This window comes from Rossellomorea sp. y25, assembly GCF_038049935.1.
In the GTDB taxonomy this organism is placed as follows: Bacteria; Bacillota; Bacilli; order Bacillales; family Bacillaceae_B; genus Rossellomorea.
Genome location: NZ_CP145886.1, coordinates 4166740 through 4186759, shown reverse-complemented (window position 1 = coordinate 4186759; position 20020 = coordinate 4166740). Strand labels below are relative to the sequence as shown.

At 41.7% G+C, this 20020-nt stretch carries 13 protein-coding genes; 12 read left to right on the top strand and 1 reads right to left on the bottom strand.

Annotation, left to right across the window (positions count from 1 at the left end):
- The first annotated feature begins 264 nt into the window (after positions 1-264).
- The 8 genes from AAEM60_RS20930 to AAEM60_RS20895 all read left to right on the top strand — a co-directional run bounded on the left by AAEM60_RS20930 (position 265) and on the right by AAEM60_RS20895 (position 14071).
- Entirely contained in the window at positions 265-3342 is a 3078-nt protein-coding gene (locus AAEM60_RS20930) for a cell wall-binding repeat-containing protein (RefSeq protein WP_341357037.1), read from the top strand.
- A 285-nt stretch (positions 3343-3627) separates the two neighbouring features.
- Complete coding sequence (locus AAEM60_RS20925) at positions 3628-4188, top strand: competence protein ComK (protein WP_341357036.1); 561 nt, start codon at positions 3628-3630, stop codon at positions 4186-4188.
- 728 nt (positions 4189-4916) lie between these two features.
- A complete protein-coding gene (murQ, locus tag AAEM60_RS20920) occupies positions 4917-5819 on the top strand; it encodes an N-acetylmuramic acid 6-phosphate etherase (protein ID WP_341357035.1) in 903 nt (300 codons plus the stop codon).
- A gap of 84 nt (positions 5820-5903) precedes the next feature.
- The gene (locus AAEM60_RS20915; RefSeq protein WP_299742749.1) at positions 5904-7262 is read left to right on the top strand and encodes a PTS transporter subunit EIIC; all 1359 of its coding nucleotides are present in this window, start codon (positions 5904-5906) and stop codon (positions 7260-7262) included.
- Entirely contained in the window at positions 7259-8287 is a 1029-nt protein-coding gene (locus tag AAEM60_RS20910; protein WP_341357034.1) for a MupG family TIM beta-alpha barrel fold protein, read from the top strand. Before AAEM60_RS20915 ends, AAEM60_RS20910 begins: the two co-directional genes overlap by 4 nt.
- A 124-nt stretch (positions 8288-8411) precedes the next feature.
- Complete coding sequence (locus tag AAEM60_RS20905) at positions 8412-10190, top strand: LamG-like jellyroll fold domain-containing protein (protein ID WP_299742755.1); 1779 nt, start codon at positions 8412-8414, stop codon at positions 10188-10190.
- Between the two features lie 273 nt (positions 10191-10463).
- Positions 10464-11636 carry a beta-ketoacyl synthase N-terminal-like domain-containing protein gene (locus tag AAEM60_RS20900; protein ID WP_341357033.1) on the top strand — a complete coding sequence of 391 codons (1173 nt, stop codon included), beginning with the start codon at positions 10464-10466 and terminating at the stop codon, positions 11634-11636.
- Positions 11637-11650: 14 nt separating this feature from the next.
- The gene (locus tag AAEM60_RS20895; protein WP_299742761.1) at positions 11651-14071 is read left to right on the top strand and encodes an EAL domain-containing protein; all 2421 of its coding nucleotides are present in this window, start codon (positions 11651-11653) and stop codon (positions 14069-14071) included.
- 53 nt (positions 14072-14124) lie between these two features.
- On the opposite strand, the gene AAEM60_RS20890 is transcribed toward AAEM60_RS20895, so the two are convergent.
- Positions 14125-15777, bottom strand: coding sequence for a M4 family metallopeptidase (locus AAEM60_RS20890; RefSeq protein WP_341357032.1), 1653 nt, complete (start codon positions 15775-15777; stop codon positions 14125-14127).
- Positions 15778-16253: 476 nt separating this feature from the next.
- Between AAEM60_RS20890 and AAEM60_RS20885 the strand changes: the two genes are divergently transcribed.
- The 4 genes from AAEM60_RS20885 to AAEM60_RS20870 all read left to right on the top strand — a co-directional run bounded on the left by AAEM60_RS20885 (position 16254) and on the right by AAEM60_RS20870 (position 20010).
- Complete coding sequence (locus AAEM60_RS20885) at positions 16254-16379, top strand: hypothetical protein (protein WP_299742766.1); 126 nt, start codon at positions 16254-16256, stop codon at positions 16377-16379.
- Between the two features lie 245 nt (positions 16380-16624).
- Complete coding sequence (locus AAEM60_RS20880) at positions 16625-18094, top strand: cell wall-binding repeat-containing protein (protein WP_341357031.1); 1470 nt, start codon at positions 16625-16627, stop codon at positions 18092-18094.
- A gap of 179 nt (positions 18095-18273) precedes the next feature.
- Positions 18274-19395: a HAMP domain-containing sensor histidine kinase gene (locus AAEM60_RS20875; RefSeq protein WP_341357030.1), complete on the top strand. Its 1122-nt coding sequence runs from the start codon at positions 18274-18276 to the stop codon at positions 19393-19395.
- 192 nt (positions 19396-19587) lie between these two features.
- On the top strand, positions 19588-20010 hold the full coding sequence (locus AAEM60_RS20870) for a prepilin-type N-terminal cleavage/methylation domain-containing protein (protein WP_341357029.1): 423 nt from the start codon (positions 19588-19590) through the stop codon (positions 20008-20010).
- Positions 20011-20020 lie beyond the last annotated feature (10 nt).

The following is a 20020-nucleotide window of genomic DNA, read 5'->3' as shown; positions in this document are numbered from 1 at the left end:
CGATTGTTTAACAGCCTGAAGTATTGCTGTGAAAGGAATGGGTTTAATTAATCAAACGTTTGTTTAAATAAAGCCAGACGTTTAAAACCAGTCTGAAGGAGAAAAGTTACATTATTTTATACAGGAATATGTACTCAAAAATAGCCCGTTAAGGCATGGTAACATAAAACAATATTTTTCCTTAAAATATAAAATATTTCCAATTCTATCTTTATGTGTTTTAATAGATTCTGTAGTTTAATTTTAAATTGGTGGAGGTTCTACATGAAAAAGATTCGCAGTTTAGTAGCTTTGGTTTTCGTTTTTTCGTTGATTTTCAGCCAGTTTTCCGTGACGGAAGCGGGGGCGGAAGAGTCTGGTGTACCGCATGAGGAAGGAACGTTGACGATTGGGACACCGGTCGATGGGGAATTCGATGTCTCTGAAAACGTTCATTGGTATAAGGTTGATCCTTCTGAAAGTGAAATTGAAGATTTTACCCATTTACGGATGAAGCTTCAATCAGAATTGGAATTAAATGTGACGGTTTATTCCAGTCAGGAAAATGCGATCGATAATCGAGCCTTTGATCGATATATGGGTTATTCTTTTCAAAATGAACCAGCGATCATCGACTTCCCAATTTCCTGGGTCGGTCCCTATTATATTAAGATTGAGTCATATGGAATGGAAGAAGAGTATGTAGAGTTCGAAGAAGAGTTTGAAGATATGGCGATTCCGTACACAGTCAGCTATGATGGCATTACGTTACCTCCTTCTGATGAAGCCATTGCTGAGGAGTGTCCAGCGGAATTAAGCACGAAAGAAAGAGAAAATGGAAAAAGTATTTTAAGAGATTTACGTACCGTCCGTGAAACGGTCTTAGCGAAAACGGAAAAAGGTCAAGAGTTGTCTGCTCTGTATTACAAAGCGGCTCCGTTTATCAGTTCAAAAATGGTCTTCAGTAAAACACTGCGTGATAGTGTCTACCATGATCTTGTTCAATTAAAGGATTTGTTTACTGATGTTGCAGCCAATGGCAGTGCAAGTTCATACAAAATCACGAAAGAAGATCAAAAAGCGATCAATAATCTGTACAACAATGCACTTGAATCAACTCCTGAGTTCATCCAGAAGAAAATCGAGAACACAGGTAAGAGCGTCGGGATTTCAAACCTGACGAACTCAACGGTTTCTACTATTCTGGCAAAAGCAGGACTTTCTCCTATTAAGGCTGCCAGTGATGAAACCCGTTTAATCGTGAAATTAAAAGATAAGAAAGATGCAGCAAGTATCCAGGGGAAAACAAAATCAATGGGTGTGGACTCCATTTCCCCTTTAAAGGCGAACGATTCTTTCTTCTCAAATATGTATGTAGTAGAAGTAGATGGAAACGCTTCTGGTAAAGTCTCCACAGCATCATTAAAAGCTACTTCAAAAGAGATTGCGAAGCTGCCTGAAGTCGAGTTTGTTGAACCAGTCCAACAATATAAAGCTCTGTCTTCCGATGCTCAATATCCTTACCAGTGGTCCCTTAAGAATAATGGAGACAACGGAGGTACCCCTGATGCCGATATTCAGTACGAACAGCTTCAGGAGATCTTGAAAGAAAAAGACCTGGAAGATACGGTCATTGCTGTAGTGGATACAGGTGTGGACCACACGCTGGCAGATCTGAGTCATCATGTCCTAAAGGATGACGGTTATAATTTTGTAGGACGAAATTCAGATGCGATGGATGACCACGGACATGGAACCCATGTATCAGGCATCATTGCAGCAGAAGCGAATAATCACTATTCGATGGCAGGGATCAATCCTCACACAAAGATTCTTCCCGTTAAAGTGCTTGATGCATCCGGAAGCGGTGATACAGAACAAATCGCTTACGGGATCAAATATGCTGTCGATCACGGAGCTCAAGTCATTAACTTAAGTCTTGGCGGGTCATATAGCCGTGTGATTGAGTACGCATTGAAATATGCCGATGACCATGGAGTGACCGTGGTAGCGGCTACAGGTAATGACGGAATGGAAGAAATTTCTTACCCTGGTTCATCAAAGTATGTTGTTTCTGTTGGAGCGACAAATAATATGGACCTTGTTTCAGACTACTCAAACTTTGGAAATGGAATTGACCTGGTTGCACCGGGAACGAATATTCCCAGTCTGGTTCCAGATGGAAACGTGACCTATATGAGTGGAACGTCTATGGCGACACCTCATGTGGCAGCGGTAGCTGGTTTACTGCTTTCCCATGATGCCGGGTTAACGCCGGCTCAAGTAGAGAGAGTGTTAACAAGAACAGCTGTGGATATTACGTTTGACGAAGAAGATAACCCGGGCAACGGTTATTATTACGAAGATGAGTATCCGTATCCTGCAGAATTGGTGCTTCCGGGATATGATACTGTATCCGGCTGGGGAAGATTGGATGCCTTAAGTGCCGTTACAGGGATCGATCAAGCGAATATTGGAACGGAACGAATCTTTGGAACCGATCGTTATGAGACGGCAGTGAAGATTTCAAGTAAAGGATGGGAGCAATCTGATGTAGCGGTCATTGCCACAGGGCGTAATTACCCGGACGCATTAAGCGCAACACCTCTTGCTTATCACCAAGATGCCCCATTATTGTTAACCAATACGACAACCCTTCCTAAGTCGGTGAAGGGCGAACTAAAACGCTTGAAAGTGAAAAAGGTGATTCTGGTTGGCGGTAAATCAGTTATTACAGCCAATGTCGAGAAAGAGATGAAAGATTTAGGTATCAAGACGATTTCACGCATCTCAGGAGCCGATCGTTATGAAACATCTGTGAAAATCGCTGAACAATTAGGTTTCACCGATCGTGCAGTCGTGGCAACGGGGCAAAGCTTCGCAGATGCCCTTTCCATTGCTCCGATAGCGGCTTCCCTTGAAATGCCGATTTTATTAACAAAGAAAAACGGTACACCGGATTCTGTGCGCAGCTACATGGAAGAGAGCATGTTCGAGCAGTTCTACGTAATTGGCGGGGAATCAGCCATCCCGGAAATGGTGGCTGAGGAGTTCATGAACTATGAACGTTTAAGTGGAATTGACCGTTATGAAACGAATAGCAGTATCATCAACTATTTCGCTGGTGAATTGAACATGTCCACACCATTCATCGCAACGGGTAAGAACTATCCTGATGCCCTGGCTGGTTCTGCACTGGCAGCTGTAGAAGGGAATCCCGTAGTATTGACTCATCCAAAAGAGGCACAGTATACAACGATGGATACTCTTGCTATGTTCGCTCCGGTTACCGATATGTATTATATTCTTGGTGGAGAAGGAGCCATATCTGATTCGGTGGTTGAATCACTTTTGGCACAATAATAAATGAGGAAGCCTCCATTTGATGCACTCGTGTATCGAATGGAGGCTTTTTTAATCCCTTATGATATCTGATCTCACTACTCATTCATCCATTTTTGAGCTCCTTTTCTCGACACTATCTCCCAGGAAATATTCCATTTCCTCAAATTATGAGATTTTTCCCGAAAAATATACAAATATAAATGGAAATCTCCTGACATTAGTATATAATAGTAATAAAGTCTCATATATAAGAAGATTCTGATAAAAGGGGCTTTATTAAAAAGGAAAAGGAAGGTGTTTTGATTGAATGGTTTAGAAGTGCTGGTTACTCGAAGGACTTTGGCGATTTGTCCTGCTTATGATGGGATCCATCGGTCTATCATTTATGACTACTCGGGGAGAAAGACGTTCAGCAAAAAATCGATTATGGAGATTTTAGATGAATCCTGTATGGCTTACCGGTCTTCATATGACGGCAGGATCAAAGCCGTTCGGCATGCTACCAAGTATTTACGAAAAACACCTCTCATGATTTGCCCACAAGAGTTCATCTATTGTATACCTACCATGGCCCCAACACACTATGATTGCATCTGGTTATTCTGCCAGCATATCGAGTCATCATCCACTTCTGAAGGGAAAACATACATCCAGTTTACGAATGGTGAGCGGTTGGAAATCAACTGTTCTGAAAAAGTCATCACCAAACAACGGGAACGGGCGGCTGCCACCATGAATCACTTCGCCAGCTTCCCATCCCGCCGAGCTTTGAGAAGGACCGAAAGCGAACTATATCTTCCAGGCTTTCATCCCGGTATGCTTGATTCAGCAGACATTCCAAATGATCCACAGATCGATTTTTGAGGGACGGACCCTCTGGGTGTAAAGAAAGACAAACATGAAATAAAGAAAAAACAGGAGTAGGAAGCTTGTTCCAACTCCTATTTGTCGTTAAATTCTTTGCTCTTAACGGGACTGTATTGTCATGTAAAACAAGTTCTTCCAGCAAAGTAAAAAATAATATAAAGAAAACAGATTTTCTAATTTTTAAAAGGATAACTGCTTTCTTTTAAAGGTTGTCTTCTACACATTCATTTATATTGGTTCATATAAAAAACTTTATGCTGCGAAAGTTGATTGGAGCGGAAGGTGCTCGACTCCTGCGGGAATAGCGGGAAAGTACGAAAAGCGGAGGCGGCTCGCCCAGCCCCGACAAGCATAAGATGAATGGGCCGGGAAGGCGTTTTTTGCCTTCTTGGACCATTTAGCTTATGACCTCGAGGGGCTAGCCGCCGGAGCTAGACAGTTGAGACCCCGCAGGGCAAAGCCCGAGGAGGCTCAACTCACGCCCCGCGGAAAGCGAGCACCTGAAGCGGAAATCAACCAGTACTTTCTACTGTTAAAAAACAACCATGTTTACTTTAATGAATGTACCCCCCAACTAGAAAACTTCTCCTCCTTTTCCACAAAAAACATCGGTCTATTTTAAAATAAAATTTCATATATTTAAAAATACAATTGAAATATTATTTTAAAAGTGATATTAATATAAGTAATGAAAACGCATTCAGATTTTCTAGGAGGAATGACTTATGAAAGAAGATAAATTTTTTGAATTATCAACAGAGAAGGTGAATCAGAATACGCTGGGGATCGATACGGCCAGTACAGGTGAGATTCTCCGCATGATGAATGAGGAAGATCAGAAGGTCGCTTCGGTCGTTCAAGCGGTGATTCCTCAAGTGGAACAAGTGGTTGACGAAGTAGTGAAGTCCATCTCTCAAGGCGGGAGATTGATTTATATAGGTGCAGGTACAAGCGGCAGACTCGGTGTGCTTGACGCGGTGGAATGTCCACCGACCTTTAGTGTCAGCAGTGACGTCGTGGTCGGATTGATTGCCGGCGGGGAGAAAGCATTCGTCAAAGCGGTTGAGGGAGCAGAGGATGATGAGGAGCTAGGTGTATCCGACCTGAAAGAAATAGGGCTGGCAGAGGTGGACACGGTCGTCGGGATTGCAGCGAGCGGACGTACCCCATATGTCATCGGTGGTCTAAGATATGCAAGGGAACTCGGTGCGACAACGGTTGCCCTGTCCTGTAATACAGGCTCGAAAATCTCTGCTGAAGCAAAGCATGCGATTGAAGTAGATGCCGGACCGGAAGCATTGACCGGATCCACTCGATTAAAAGCCGGTACTGCACAGAAAATGGTCCTCAACATGATTTCGACAGCGGCCATGATCAAGCTTGGAAAGGCCTATGGAAACCTGATGGTGGATGTGAATATCAGTAATTACAAGCTTGAACAGCGGGCGATCGGGATCATTGAAAGCATCACAGGTGCTGATAGAGAAACCGCAGCATCCACCTTAAAGAAAGCGAACAACGAAGTGAAACCATCCATTGTCATGATCACTCTTGGCTGTGGCTATGAAGAAGCGAAGAGCCGATTAGAAGATGCCAATGGTTATGTTCGTTTAGCCATTGAAAAATAGGATTTTTGTATAGGGGTACCTGTCCAGTTCTCTTCATAGGAATAGAAGGGGAAATGAATACAACTTGAAAGGGGAAGGTGAACAATGACGAATAAGGAATTAGCTGGCATCATTTTAGAGCAGTTTGGCGGTGCCGATAATATAGCAAGTTATGAAAATTGTATGACCAGACTGAGAGTGAAAGTGTATAACGAAGATCTGGTGCAAAAAGCCAACATCAAGAAAATTGAAGGAGTACTGGGATTTGTAGAAGACGAAACGTATCAGGTCATTTTAGGGCCGGGTAAGGTCAATAAAGTAACGGAAGAATTCGGGAAACTGGTTGCATCCGGATCAGGTGATCTTGATCTGAAAGCCCGTGCCGCTGAGCAAAAAGCGGATTTGAAAAAGAAGAACAGCACACCATTTAAATTACTTCTGAGACGAGTGGCAAATATCTTCATTCCACTGATTCCTGCGTTGATTGCGTCAGGATTGATTACAGGATTTACGAAGTTCTTCGTTCAAGCCGGCTGGTTAAATGGTGAGTCACAGCTTGTGATGATGCTATCAATCATCGGAAGTGGGTTATTCGGTTACCTTGGTATCCTTGTCGGGATGAATGCGGCGAAGGAGTTCGGTGGATCTGCAGCACTTGGTGGCTTGGCGGGTATTCTGATCATCAACCCTGCCATTGGTGATGTCACGCTATTTGGTGAAAATCTGCTTCCAGGCCGGGGCGGATTGATCGGGGTATTGATTGCAGCCATTTTCATGGCGTTCGTGGAGAAAAATGTTCGCAAAGTGATTCCCCAGGCTGTGGACATTATCGTTACACCGACCATTGCGTTACTTGTCACAGGACTATTAACATACACGGTATTCATGCCGGTAGGTGGATTTATTTCAGATTTAATCACGAACGGACTCCTTTCATTGATTGAAATGGGTGGATTGGTCGCTGGATTTGTACTTGGTGCCACCTTCCTGCCCCTCGTCGTAACCGGGTTGCATCAAGGACTGACACCGGTTCATTTGGAACTGATCAACACGATCGGGGATGACCCGCTTCTTCCGATCCTTGCAATGGGTGGAGCAGGGCAAGTTGGAGCGGCTTTCGCGATCTTCATGAAAACGAAGAAGAAGAAGTTGAAGAGAGCGATTGGCGGAGCTCTTCCGGCAGGGATGCTTGGAATTGGTGAACCGCTTATCTTTGGTGTGACGTTACCACTAGGCCGACCATTCCTGACAGCTTGTATAGGTGCCGGATTCGGCGGAGCATTCCAAGCGTACTTTGATGTTGCGACATTCGCGATCGGTGTATCAGGATTGCCCCTGATTTTCCTTGTGAATGCAGGAGAAATTCTATACTACACGATCGGACTTTTAATTGCCTATGCAGCCGGATTTGCCATCACGTATCTGGTTGGCTTTAAAGACGAAATGGCGAGTGAGTTCGAATGATCGGGATCTCCGTTTATTTATCTGACGAAGGAGCCGAAGAGAGAATTCTTCGAGCTTCTTCATTAGGTATCAAGCTTGCGTTCACTTCTCTTCACATTCCTGAAGAGTCGGTGTATAGCAGGGAGCATGTCCGTCACCTGTTATCCATTTTTCAAAGAGAAGGATTCGAAGTGTTTGCTGATGTTTCAAAGAACACGCCTTCCTTTTTAGGGTTAGACAGCTTTGAAGAGTTAAAAGGATTGGGTTTGACGGCACTGCGTCTGGATGATGGGTTTACGGCAGAAGAGATGGTGGCGTTATCCCATCACTTCCAGATTGCCATCAATGCCAGTACCGTCGAGGAAAGGGAACTGAAAGATTGGATCGACAGCGGACTGGAAACAGGAAGCATGATTGCGTGGCATAACTTCTACCCCAAGCCTGAAACGGGATTGGATCGGGCTTACTTTATGAAACAGCAAAGACTGTTTGAAGCTATAAATATTCCGGTTTATGCCTTTATCCCGGGTGACGATGAAAAAAGAGGACCGTTATACAAGGGTCTCCCAACTTTGGAAGATCATCGTGATCAAAACCCATTTGTGAGTGCCATACAATTGAGGTACTGGGGTGTTCAGGGTGTATTCATTGGGGATCCCGGATGTTCACAGGAATTACTTCGTAAACTAGCGGATGTTGATCAAGAAAATGTATTGGAGCTTTCATATGAGGGCGGCGTTGAAATGGAAGGACAATATCAGCTCCGACCTGATCCGGGAAGAGATGTGTATCGATTGCTGGATACAAGGGCGAGCCACGATGTTCCCCCTTCAAATACCGTAGAAAGACCACGAGGCACCATCACCCAGGACAATGCTCTGTATGGACGCTACAAAGGGGAAATGCAGATTGTCCGAAATGACCTGGAGAAAAACCCTGCCGTGAACGTGATCGGAAGCATTCTCGAGAAAGACCTTGAACTATTGGAATTAGTGGAGCCTGGTCAAAAAATCCGGTTGATGAGAGGGACGGACCTCAGTGAGTGAAGTGCTCGAATAAAATCTTCTAATGATGATTCATTAGAGGATTTTTTTTTTGTTTCAATGCGATACATCTATTATTCGACACGGTCCATACTAACTAGAAAACGCCTGTAAAGGAGGGACGACATTGAGATTAGACAAAAAACACCTGCTATTCATAACGGGACTTGCGGGTTTGATGGTTCTGCTTTGGGTGTTGTTCCCTCCTGTCATTTCCGGACGGGACATGGAAGAGAAAGGTCCTTCTTCAGCCATTGCCGCCCACTGGATCTTCTCAAAGGATTATATTCAATCCGGGACCATCACCGAAAAGGATCTGGTGATGAGAGATGTAAGTGGGAACGCGAATCATCTCCGGTTAATCAACCTGGAAGACTCCAATCAAAAGATTCCTTCCGTACGCTGGTCTGAAGAAGATTACGAACAAAAGGATGGGGTGGAGACTCTGCAGTTTCATCACAAAAAAAGTGATGCCGGAGGTCAATATTTTCAAACCGACAAGGATGCCCCTTTGAATCATAATCGCTTTAAAAACGGATATACCATCGAGGTATTATTCAAACTGCCGAAACAGTTCTCTCCTAAAGATCACGGTGGAATGGGCATTATGTCAAGGGGTGGCGGGCGCTCCACCTTATCTGTCTCCGATTTTAAACAAGTCCAGTGGGCCAGTCAGCCATTAAATCTTCAACGCAGCGAGACAGATTGGTCCCTTGCCCTTGATAGTGTAGAAAACTGGTATCATGTAGCGGTCGTTAATGATGGGAAACATTCAAGCATCTATATAAATGGAGTGGCTGACTTCAGGCACTCCACTGACGCTGAAATATTCGGGATTGATGTTGCAAAAGGAAAGGGATGGAATATCGGGGCATCAGAAAAAGAGAACAAAGCAGATGCCTTGTTTTCGGGGAATTTACAGGAAATACGCATCGCCAATCGAGCTCTTCCACAAGAAGAATGGCTTATCCAACAAAAGGCGGGTGACCACGTCCAAAACGGGTCCAATCACTATCAATCCTTACGAACAAAAAAGAAAAATTATTCCTTTCTTTTTGTCCCTGATCCTCAAAAAACGGTACGCTCTAAACCAGAAATTTTCAAAGAACAAATGAGATGGATTTCTAAGAAATATGAAAAGTTGAATTTCGCCATGACCGCTTTCTTAGGAGACATGGTCGATCAAAGCGATTCGTTGGAGGAATGGGTCCACTCGTCTACAAGCGTCGGTCTCCTCGACCAGGGGAAGGTACCGTATGTAACGATTGCCGGGAATCATGACTACGGTAAAGGAAATCCCTATCTTAAATATTATGGGTCAGGTCGTTTTAAGGACAAATCGTATTTTAAAGGGGCTTCCCCTACTGGATATAGTTCGTATTCCATCATTAAAGCGGGAAGCTATCATTACTTATTCCTATCCCTCGACATGGAACATATGAAGGAGGACATTCCATGGGCAAAAAAGGTTCTAAAAGCACATCCCAAAACACCAACCATCCTTCTTTCTCATCAAATCCTCAACATAGAGGGAGACACTCCCATTGAGACAGAGAGGGGGACACTGGCTTGGGATGAACTGGTCCATCCTTTTAACCAGGTATTCATGACGGTCAATGGCCATCATCAAGGCTCCACTCACAGAGTGAAAAAAAATGCAGCAGGTAATCAGGTTTTACAAATGCTGGTCGACTACCAGTCAAGCTATCACGGTGGCAATGGCTGGATGAGATTTGCAGAATTCGATGAATCTGATAAGGTGATTAGGTTTAAAACCTACTCCCCATGGGTGGATAAACTGCCAAGGCCTCAGAAGACGTATTTTGATGTGGCGTATTTAACGGGGGAACGTGATCAATTCCAGATACCTTTTGATTTTGAAGAGCGGTTTGATTTTGGGCAGTAGTTAATAACGGTGCAATATGCATTTTCTTAAAAGCATGAAGAAATATCTTCATGCTTTTCTATATAATTCAACTTTTTAATCCTTATAAGAAGACTAGAACTAATCATCTCGTGTTATCCACTGTTTTAACTTTATATTTACCTTTAAGAAATGTATCTATCTTCCTAGATATTTGTCGTGAAATGATAGGTTATGTCTAGTTATCTCATATATAATAAGCATTGTAACGTGTTATAGTAACACCGTCTTCTACTAATTTAAAGGATGATTTCAGTGGACAACATTGTGATAACAGGGTACGGAATTAAGGCACCAGGTGTATTAAGTAAAGAAGACTTTCAAAGGGTATTAAGGAACGGTATATGCACTCACTCCGTTCTTGAAAATAGAGGCAAAGATCAGTCCAGTGTAATTGCCGGATTAATAGAAGATGATTTTGCGATTTTGAGAGAAAAAAATTATACAAGGTATCCCCGGTCCACAAGAATGGCATTAGCTGCTGCGAATGATGCTGTTGAAATGGCTGGATTATCATGCGCCCCCCATAGAATTGCTATCATTATAGGTACTTCAGCTGGAGCCATTCTTGAAGTGGAGCACTATTCTTCAGTCGCACTGAACATGAAGAAGTATCCATTGCATGGAGTCTCACTTGTTGACTCACATACATTATCAGCTACCGTAGCGGAACATATAGGTACAAGAGGTCCGACCTTTACCATAACCACAGGGTGCACAGCAAGTTTAGATGCGGTTCTATTGGCAAAACTCTTATTGGAAGCCGGACAAGTTGATGCTTGTATAGTTGGTGGGACAGATGCACCACTTGGACAATGGAGTATCAATGGATTTATTAAGACCAGGGCCATTACTTCCGGTGTACATATCAATGAAACAGGCGTCCCTTTTTCAACAGATCATCAAGGTTTTGTTCTTTCAGAAGGTGCAGGGATTATGGTATTAGAGACTGAAGAGATAGCGCTAAAGCATGGTAAAACCATATATGGCAGAGTTGAAAAAGTATGCTCAAGGAATGAAGGTAAGCCTATTTTGCATACTGATGAAACGGGAGAAGAGATGCTTTCTGTTTATAAAGAAACGTTAGGGAATACAGTTCCTTGCTATGTAAATAGTCAAGCCCTGGGACTCAAAACCAATGATCGAATTGAAGGGATCATACATAAAAAACTATTGACAAACACAGTTCCGCTAACATCCATAAAGGGAATGACTGGTCACTCCTTTGCAGCGATGGGAGCCATACAAATGATTTCTGCTTTACTTTCTATTGAATATGGGTTCATACCTCCTACAATTAAGACAGGAGGGAAGGGATTTGAAGACTTACCGATTGTGTACCAAACCGTCTATCAACCAGTAAGCACTGTAAGTATTACGACTCATGGAAATAGTGGGAATAACGCTTGTGTCATCGTTACTAAATAGGGGGTTTACTTCATATGTTTTTTCTTTTTTTACTTCTAGTCGCCCTTATTCCACTTAGTATTGGGATTACTGTTCTTTTATTGTTCAAGAAAAGTAAACTTTCTAAAGTCTTATTTCTATTCCTGCTATTAGCGTCTTTTTGGCAGGTGGATGTAGCTTTATTGTTTGCTTATGGTGTATTATCCCAGGAAACCATCGATCTGTATTTCAGATTATTTCGAATAGGATCCATCCTTGTATCTCCAACGTTGTATTATGTGGCATACACCATTTATCAAGAAGAATTTCCAAGCTTTAAAAGGAGTAAATGGCGTTTTGTGATGAATAAATATAGCGTTATCTTCTTTTATGTCTGGAGTTTTATTGTTTATTTAGTAGGCTGGAGCAGGCATGGAATTGATACACTTATTCTAATAAAACCAAAGGGATCCTTTGAATTTTATTTTCCTGTATACGGGGAATTATCATGGGTCTTCCATACGAATGTGTTTTTATTTGGATTAAGTATGATCCTTTCATTCTTTATTTCTAAAAGAATACATCATTCAGCTTTGCGGTCATTTTTGTTTCATTTTCTACTCTCTACAGCTGTTGGGTATGGAATAGGGATTTTAAATATGTTTCCTGAATCCAGATTGCTTCCCAGTGCCATATCAGTCATGGTGTTTGCCATATCCATTTTAATTCTTTCGAACCGAATGCATGTTGGAATTGTTAGAGATATGAACAAACAGCTTGATGAACAACGGCTTTTCCTAAGAACAGTAATTGATTTAAATCCTAATTACATTTATGCAAAAGATAAAGATGGACGGTATTCTCTAGTGAATGGATCCTATGCAGGGCTTTATGGTTTAACCAAAGAAGAAATGCTCGGGAAAACGGACTTCGACATACAAATTGATAAAGAAATGGCTGCTTCTATTTATCGTAATGATAAAGCGATCCTTTCAGAGTTAAAAGGTGTATCCATTCCCGAGGAATATTTCACTGATAAAGAAGGGAATATCAGGTGGCTGCAAACGACGAAAATTCCGATCGTCAGTGGGGACGATACCATTTTGCTGGGGGTATCAACAGATATTACACAGCGAAAAAAGCATGAAGACGAACTCATTCATCAAGCAAATCATGACGTATTAACAGGTTTACCGAACAGAAGACTGTTCAATGAGGATTTAACCTCTGTTTTAATAGATCACACTTCTCATAACATCAGCGCTGCTATCATGTTGATTGATTTGGACAGGTTTAAATATATTAATGATACTTTGGGTCATGATTTTGGAGATTTGCTATTAATAGAAGTTTCAAGACGATTAGAGAAATTCCTTGAAATAAATCAGCTGTCTAATTCAAAGGTCTATCGACAGGGTGGCGATGAATTCACTTTACTGTTTCCTAATTTCTCAAGAGAAAAAGCGACTAAAACAGCCAAGCTCCTTCTTGAACAATTTAGCGAAGAGTTTCTAATCATGGATCAAGAATTCTATATTACCCCCAGTATCGGAATCAGCATGTATCCAGAAGATGGTGAAGATGCAAAAACGTTAATGAAAAATGCGGATACAGCAATGTATTATGTTAAAGATCGAGAAAAGAACAGCTTTCAACTGTTCAGCAAAGAAATGAATCAACAGTTTTATAGGAAAATGGTTATTGAGAAAGAATTACGCAATGCTCTCGAAAAGGAAGAATTTCACCTTGTTTACCAGCCACTCTTAAATGTGAAGACAGGATCGATATGTGGAATGGAAGCACTCATCCGCTGGGAAAGTAGCAGCTTAGGTAATGTATCACCAGCTGAATTCATTTCAATAGCTGAGGAAACCGGGCTGATTATCCCTATTGGGCAATGGGTACTCGATCATGCTTTGAAACAAAATCAGCAATGGCAAAAAGCGGGATACAAAGCATTGAAAGTAGGCGTTAATATATCGATTAGACAACTTCTGGACAAATCATTTGTTGGTAAAGTAGAAGAAAGTATCAAGAGATACAGTATTAATCCAGCTTACATTGATTTAGAAGTAACAGAAAGCATTGCCATGTGCGATCAAGAAGTGATGGTGTTTAAACTACAGGAACTAAAGAGGTTAGGAGTAAGTTTATCTATGGATGACTTTGGAACGGGCTATTCATCTCTTAGTTACTTAAAGAAATATCCCTTAGATACATTGAAAATCGATCGATCCTTCATTAGAGGAATTACTTCTCATGAAGATCACCAGGCCATTGTAAGAAGCACTATATCCATGGCAAAACACCTTCACTTAAACGTAACCGCAGAAGGGGTGGAGAGTCAGGAGGAATACCTGTTCTTGAAAACTAGTAACTGTGATTTGGTGCAAGGATATGGGATTGGTCACCCAATGTCTCCAGAGGAGTTCGAGAAAAATGTATTTCTAGAAAATTCCTTACCTGAATGGTTATGAGAAACGTAAAAAAGCATGAAGAATGGATCTTCATGCTTTTTTAATATCCTATTTTACTCCATAATCCCCACAGAATCAAAGCCACCGGCAGCTGCTTCTGCCTCTGCACTGCCTTCTCCATACAAGTCGACAGCAGATTGAATGATCGCTTGACGGGCATCACTGAAATCAGACACAGGCGTCAAATAAATCGTCAATGCCCGGTAATAAATTTTTCCGAGCTTTTCGCGTCCAATATCCTGAGCCGTGAGGTAGGCGGCATGATTAATGATGGACGAGTTAATATGAACACCTCCGTTATCCAAGGAACGGGGAAGATCGTAAAATTCATCCATGTGCGATGGATATTTGCCTTCACCATTTCCGTACTCTACATATTTTGCTCCTACCGGGTATTTGCTTGGGTCACTTAAGCTGCGAAGAGATTCTCTGCCGTCTGCTTTGGCAGCCGGTGCCATGATGTCTTCACCGAGCTCCCAGTTCTCGTCATCGATCAATGCACCGAAGATATCTGCGAAAGCTTCATTTAGCGCCCCTGGTTGAAAGCGGTACACAAGGTTGGCGGAGTTGGAAATGACCCCATGAGTCATTTCATGGGCGGCCACGTCAAGACCGGCAGATAATGGAACCATGAATTCTCCATCACCGTCACCGTACGTCATTTGGCGACCGTTCCAGAAGGCGTTGTTATAATTTGTTCCATAATGAACATAAGAAATGATCGCCATTCCTTCATCATCAAGGGAATTTCGGTCATGCTCATTAAGATAATATTCATACACCTTCTCTGAGTTAAAATGGGCGTCCACGGCAGGACGATCGTACTCTGATTTAAATGAAGCATCCTTATTGGAGAATATCTCTCTTGAAGGATAATCGTACGTTAAAATCCCCTCCAAATCCTCATGGCTATAATCCGCCATCTGGAATTCGGTGCCTGAATGCGGTTCCTTTACTTGTGAGATATGTAGAAGACGATGTTCACCCAATACACCTGTTCCTGTTCCTGTTTGAGTTTTGATCTCTTCGGAATGCATGATTCCATTGTATTGATCCACCACTTTTCCACTTTTCGCATCAACGAACACAAACCAGTTTCCAGGCTCTTCTCCCAGGAAGTTCACATTCACTTTATAGGCCACATGATTTTTCCCTTCAAACGGGTAGATTACGAGTTCCGATGTAGGAGTGTATTCTGTTTTTTCTGGAGCATGAACAGAGGCTTTCGCTGCTTCTACCGCTTTTTCGCTGGTAACGAGCGTAGACGTATTCAGTTCGCTCGTTTCCACTTGTTCATTGTAAGAGCCATTCACAGCTGTGATTTCACTGTTTTTGTTATAGTGAACAATGATTTCAGATCCATCAACAGGCAGTCCATTCTTTGTTTGATGGAAGCGGACGTGGGTCATCCCCAGCTCATCTTTTTTTGATTCCTTCACTTTCAAACTGGCTTTGGGATTCTTCATTCCAATTTTACTTTTATGTTGATCCAGATAGTTAAGAGCATCATTAGAATTAACTGCAAGGCGTTTGACTGCCTGCTTTTCTTTTACAAAAAGAGGGACATTGGCAATCTCATTCCATTCTTTTGAGGCTGTATTTACAGCGTGTTCCTGGGGTTGGACGGCAAGGGCATCGCTGGACGGAAGGGCGGCAGAAAAGAGAGTAGTAGAAAGGATAATTGGTGCGATTAGTATTTTCTTCAAATTATTTCCTCCTTTAGTAACTTATGTACAAGTATAGAGAGGGTGGAAAATAATTACATGATTCATTTCTATTATCTTAATAGTCTGAATAAATAGGTATTTATTGGCGGGAGGAGAAGGTGGATATAGGTATATTAGAGCAATACACTATTTCCTCTCATTCATTTCGGATTTCAAAGTAATAAGTATGAACTAGTTATTGTCGAAAGTTAAAGAATAATGGGGAAGATTATTTAGATAATAATAGGTTATAAATATTAGTTTTGTGGGTACTTAGAATTATGTGAAGAGATAAACCTTACAATAATAAAATTAATTAGCCGCCGGTTTTAATAAAACCTTTGATAGTAATGCACTTCTCTGAAAAAGTTGTCGATAAGTATTTATTCTTAATTTATAGATTATTCTGAAATATATCCTATAATAGAAGTGTAGGAAATATATGTTAATATATCACTTTGTTAGGAGGAATGACAATGTCCGGATATTATATGAAAGAAGTATGGACGCCATTAAAATTAGTAGGGATAAAAATCTTTAAAACAGAAAAAAAACGAGTATTTATGAAGTTTCTCAACAAACCAAGAAAACGTATTTTCTAAGATATAGTTTGATAATCTAATTTGCAATATTTCCATCCTTCATTCCCAACTGCTTTTCTTTCCAAAACCTCACTTTTTATGCTAAATCGCGTATTAAAAATATTCCTTTTTCCACTTATCCATTATATATAAGAAAATAATGGAACCAATTTTTTCACGTCTAGAATTCAGCTTTCTCAAATAATATAAGTTTGTAAACCGATGTTGAGCGTTACATATATTTTCAATCCGAAGGGGCTGGAGTCATGGAGAAAATCAGTACCGGTTTATTTGTCATTCTATTGATCTTCTGTTTGAGTGTTTCGCCGTCGTTTGCCGCTGGTGCGTTTGATTACACAACAATTAAAGAAGAACTTCAATCTCTCTCAAAGAAACCATCTACATCAACACTGGATGACTCTACCTTCACCACCAGGCTGAAAGAAAGGATGAAAGGATTAAACAAGCCCGATGAAATGAAGTTGATGGGTGAAATGTATGAACTGGAACCCAATGATTACCCTTACCAGGCTGACTACATCCGCCTCGACGACATCGTACTCGGCACCTTTTGGTGGTCTGAAGACTTGGACTTTTACAGCTTGGATATGGATGAAATGCAAGATACGTATATTTACGGAACGACATTGACGACTCTCAATGATGTGGGGTATTTGCTTTTCACCCAGGAAGGAGAGCCTGTATATCCCGATGAATGGCTGGAAGATGGTAGCGACAATCTCCAGATCTATTATTCTCTTCCTCCAGGTTCCTATTATCTTGCAGCCACTGACCTGAATATGTTCGGCGGGGATGGAGTGTATGGATTGACCGCATTCACTGGAGAGGAAACCGTGGATAATGTGTATCGGATTTACGGAAACGACCGGCATGAAACCGCGATTGAAATTTCAAAGGTAGGATGGCCTGACGGTGCTGAAACGGTTGTTTTGGCAAGAGACACCACATTCCCTGACGCTTTGGCAGGTGCCCCATTCGCTTATCAAAATGATGCACCGATCCTATTAAATCCAAAGGATAGCTTAAATGGTAAGGTAAAAGAACGAATAAAAGAATTAGGGGCTAAGAAGGTTGTTATTTTAGGAGGAGAGGGTGCAATATCAGCTAAAGTTGCAAAGGACTTACAGAATAACGGCTTGGATGTCCGTCGAATCGGGGGGAAAACCAGATATGAAACGGCTGCGAAACTTGCAAAAGAATTAGGGTATTACGATCAGGCAGTCATTGCCTACGGCGGCAATTTCCCTGATGCTTTATCCATTGCCCCTTATGCTGCTTCAAGTGGAATACCTATCCTGTTAAGTCCTGCTAATGCATTAGCAGATGAAACGAAGGAAGCTCTGAAAAATGTCACGGACACAATCATCGTAGGAGGAAAATCAGCCATTTCAGACGGAGTCCAAAAGCAACTTGCTACAAAGAATCCTGTGCGGATTTCAGGTAAAGACCGTTATGAAACATCGGTCAACATCGCCACACAACTTGAAATGCCCGGAGATATCATCACCGTTGCCACCGGTCAAAACTTTGCCGATGCACTGACTGGTTCTGTACTCGCCTCCAAATACTACGAACCTATCATCCTGGTAGAAAAAAATAAGGTTCCTGACCCTGTACGGAAATATATTTCAGAAAATGGAACGTGGTACTATACTGTACTTGGGGGAGAAGGTGCCGTTTCTCAAAAAGTGGTAGAGGAGCTCAGCGGTTTATAGGAAATATCAGAATGACCAATGACGCCTCGGGTGTTCATTGGTCTTATTTTATTTTCATCTGTTTCAATTATTCCCCAACTAATAAAATACCAAATGACTCTCATCCTATCCCTTATTTTCTGTTATGATGATATCAACGAATATTTTGACAATAAACGGAATGAAGGGACTGCCATTCAATGACTAGTGCTTCAACCACGCTGATACAATTTCTGGAAGATCATTCAGATGAATTTTTACATAATTGGCTAAAAGACATCGTTATTTCAGAAAACGATTTATATAAAGAAGAAGTGTTGAAAAATGGGGTGAAAATGTTTCAATTAGTGAAACGTGCGATCGAGAAGCCCTTAAGTGAAGCAGAAATCACTTATCTTGCACACAAGACTGCACTGGAACGAGTCAACGCAAACGTCAATATCAGTGAGTTTGTGTACAACGTGAATATAGGAAAAAGCATCATCATAAAATGGGTAAGTAATTCAGGGATCGAGCTCCGGGAATTACAGCCCATCTTTGAAGAAATCAATGCGTTATTCGACCGTTTTTCCTACTTGGCCGTCAGAAAATATACGGAAATCAAAGAGCAGCAGCTCCAGGAAAAAGAGTCGTATATCGACCAGACCCATAAAGAAAGGCTGACGATTCTGGGACAGATGAGTTCGAGCTTTGTCCATGAATTTAGAAACCCACTCACTTCCATCATCGGGTTCACCAAGCTCTTGCAGAACGGTTATCCTGACTTACCGTATCTGGATATTATGCAGCATGAGCTTGAGCAATTGAATTACCGTATCTCTCAATTCCTACATGTGTCGAGAAAAGATTTAATTGAGAGTGTAAGGGAAGAGATCATCCTTTCCGACCATCTTGAAGAAACCATTGAATTCTTGTATCCCAGCCTTCTGGATGGCGATGTAACCATTGATTTTAAGTGTGATACGGCCATCAGGGTATTGGGGAACAGGGATGAGCTTAGACAGGTTTTTCTTAACCTGATCATGAACTCGATTGACGCTCTTCAAGAAGTGGAAGGCCACCGTCAGATCATCGTTTCCTGTGAAGAAGAAGCAGGCAAGACAAAACTGGAGATCTCCAATAATGGCCCGCGGATTAAGGAGGAGACCATCGAAGCCATCTTTGAACCCTTTTACACGACGAAAGATCTTGGAACCGGAATCGGTCTATATATCTGTAAAAAGTTGATTGAGAAGCATGGCGGTGAAATTCGTTGTCATTCGAACGATGAGTGGACGACGTTTACGATCGGTATTCCTGTTGAATCCAATCTGGTTATCTAAAGGAATACCGGCTTATCGGTGCAATCTATCGGTGCCAGGCACACAACGTGGTTTTTGTGCCTGGCACCGATAGATTGGCATCGTTTTTTTTTTTTAGTTGATTTTAACACATGATTGAGTGATTAGTAGAATGGGAATGATATAATCGATATAGGAAAATATAATCAGTTGAAGAGGAGGTTGGATGAGATCATGACACAAAATGAAAAAGGGATTACGTTACTTGAAGTGCTTTTGTCGATGGTGATCTTATCGATCGTTCTCTTGACAATTGTGAATTTCTTTCCCCAGATGGGCAGGATGAATACGTATAATGGCGAGAAAATGAAGGCTGTGAACGTGGCCAGGGGAGAACTTGCTGCGTGGAAGGAAAGGGGAAGTCTTGACACACCGCCCCCACATTACATAAAAAATGAAGGAACAGACCCCAATGACTATCATTATTTCACTTCCACAATCGATGGATTTGAGGTAAATGTAACGATCAATAAACACTCGGATTTGGATACAGCGGAATCTCCATCCCCAACAAAAGCTCATCAATTACTCGTTCAAGTGGTTGAAGATCAAAAAATAGTAAGTGAAACCTACGGATACGTGATGGTAAATGACTAAGGGGGCTTCT

Excerpts from the sequence above, each read along its gene's own strand:
- AAEM60_RS20870 (WP_341357029.1), top strand. The coding sequence starts at position 19,588 with ATGACACAAAATGAAAAAGGGATTACGTTACTTGAAGTGCTTTTGTCG.
- AAEM60_RS20915 (WP_299742749.1), top strand. The coding sequence starts at position 5,904 with ATGACGAATAAGGAATTAGCTGGCATCATTTTAGAGCAGTTTGGCGGT.
- AAEM60_RS20880 (WP_341357031.1), top strand. The coding sequence starts at position 16,625 with ATGGAGAAAATCAGTACCGGTTTATTTGTCATTCTATTGATCTTCTGT.
- AAEM60_RS20910 (WP_341357034.1), top strand. The coding sequence starts at position 7,259 with ATGATCGGGATCTCCGTTTATTTATCTGACGAAGGAGCCGAAGAGAGA.
- murQ (WP_341357035.1), top strand. The coding sequence starts at position 4,917 with ATGAAAGAAGATAAATTTTTTGAATTATCAACAGAGAAGGTGAATCAG.
- AAEM60_RS20885 (WP_299742766.1), top strand. The coding sequence starts at position 16,254 with ATGTCCGGATATTATATGAAAGAAGTATGGACGCCATTAAAATTAGTA.
- AAEM60_RS20875 (WP_341357030.1), top strand. The coding sequence starts at position 18,274 with ATGACTAGTGCTTCAACCACGCTGATACAATTTCTGGAAGATCATTCA.
- AAEM60_RS20895 (WP_299742761.1), top strand. The coding sequence starts at position 11,651 with ATGTTTTTTCTTTTTTTACTTCTAGTCGCCCTTATTCCACTTAGTATT.
- AAEM60_RS20930 (WP_341357037.1), top strand. The coding sequence starts at position 265 with ATGAAAAAGATTCGCAGTTTAGTAGCTTTGGTTTTCGTTTTTTCGTTG.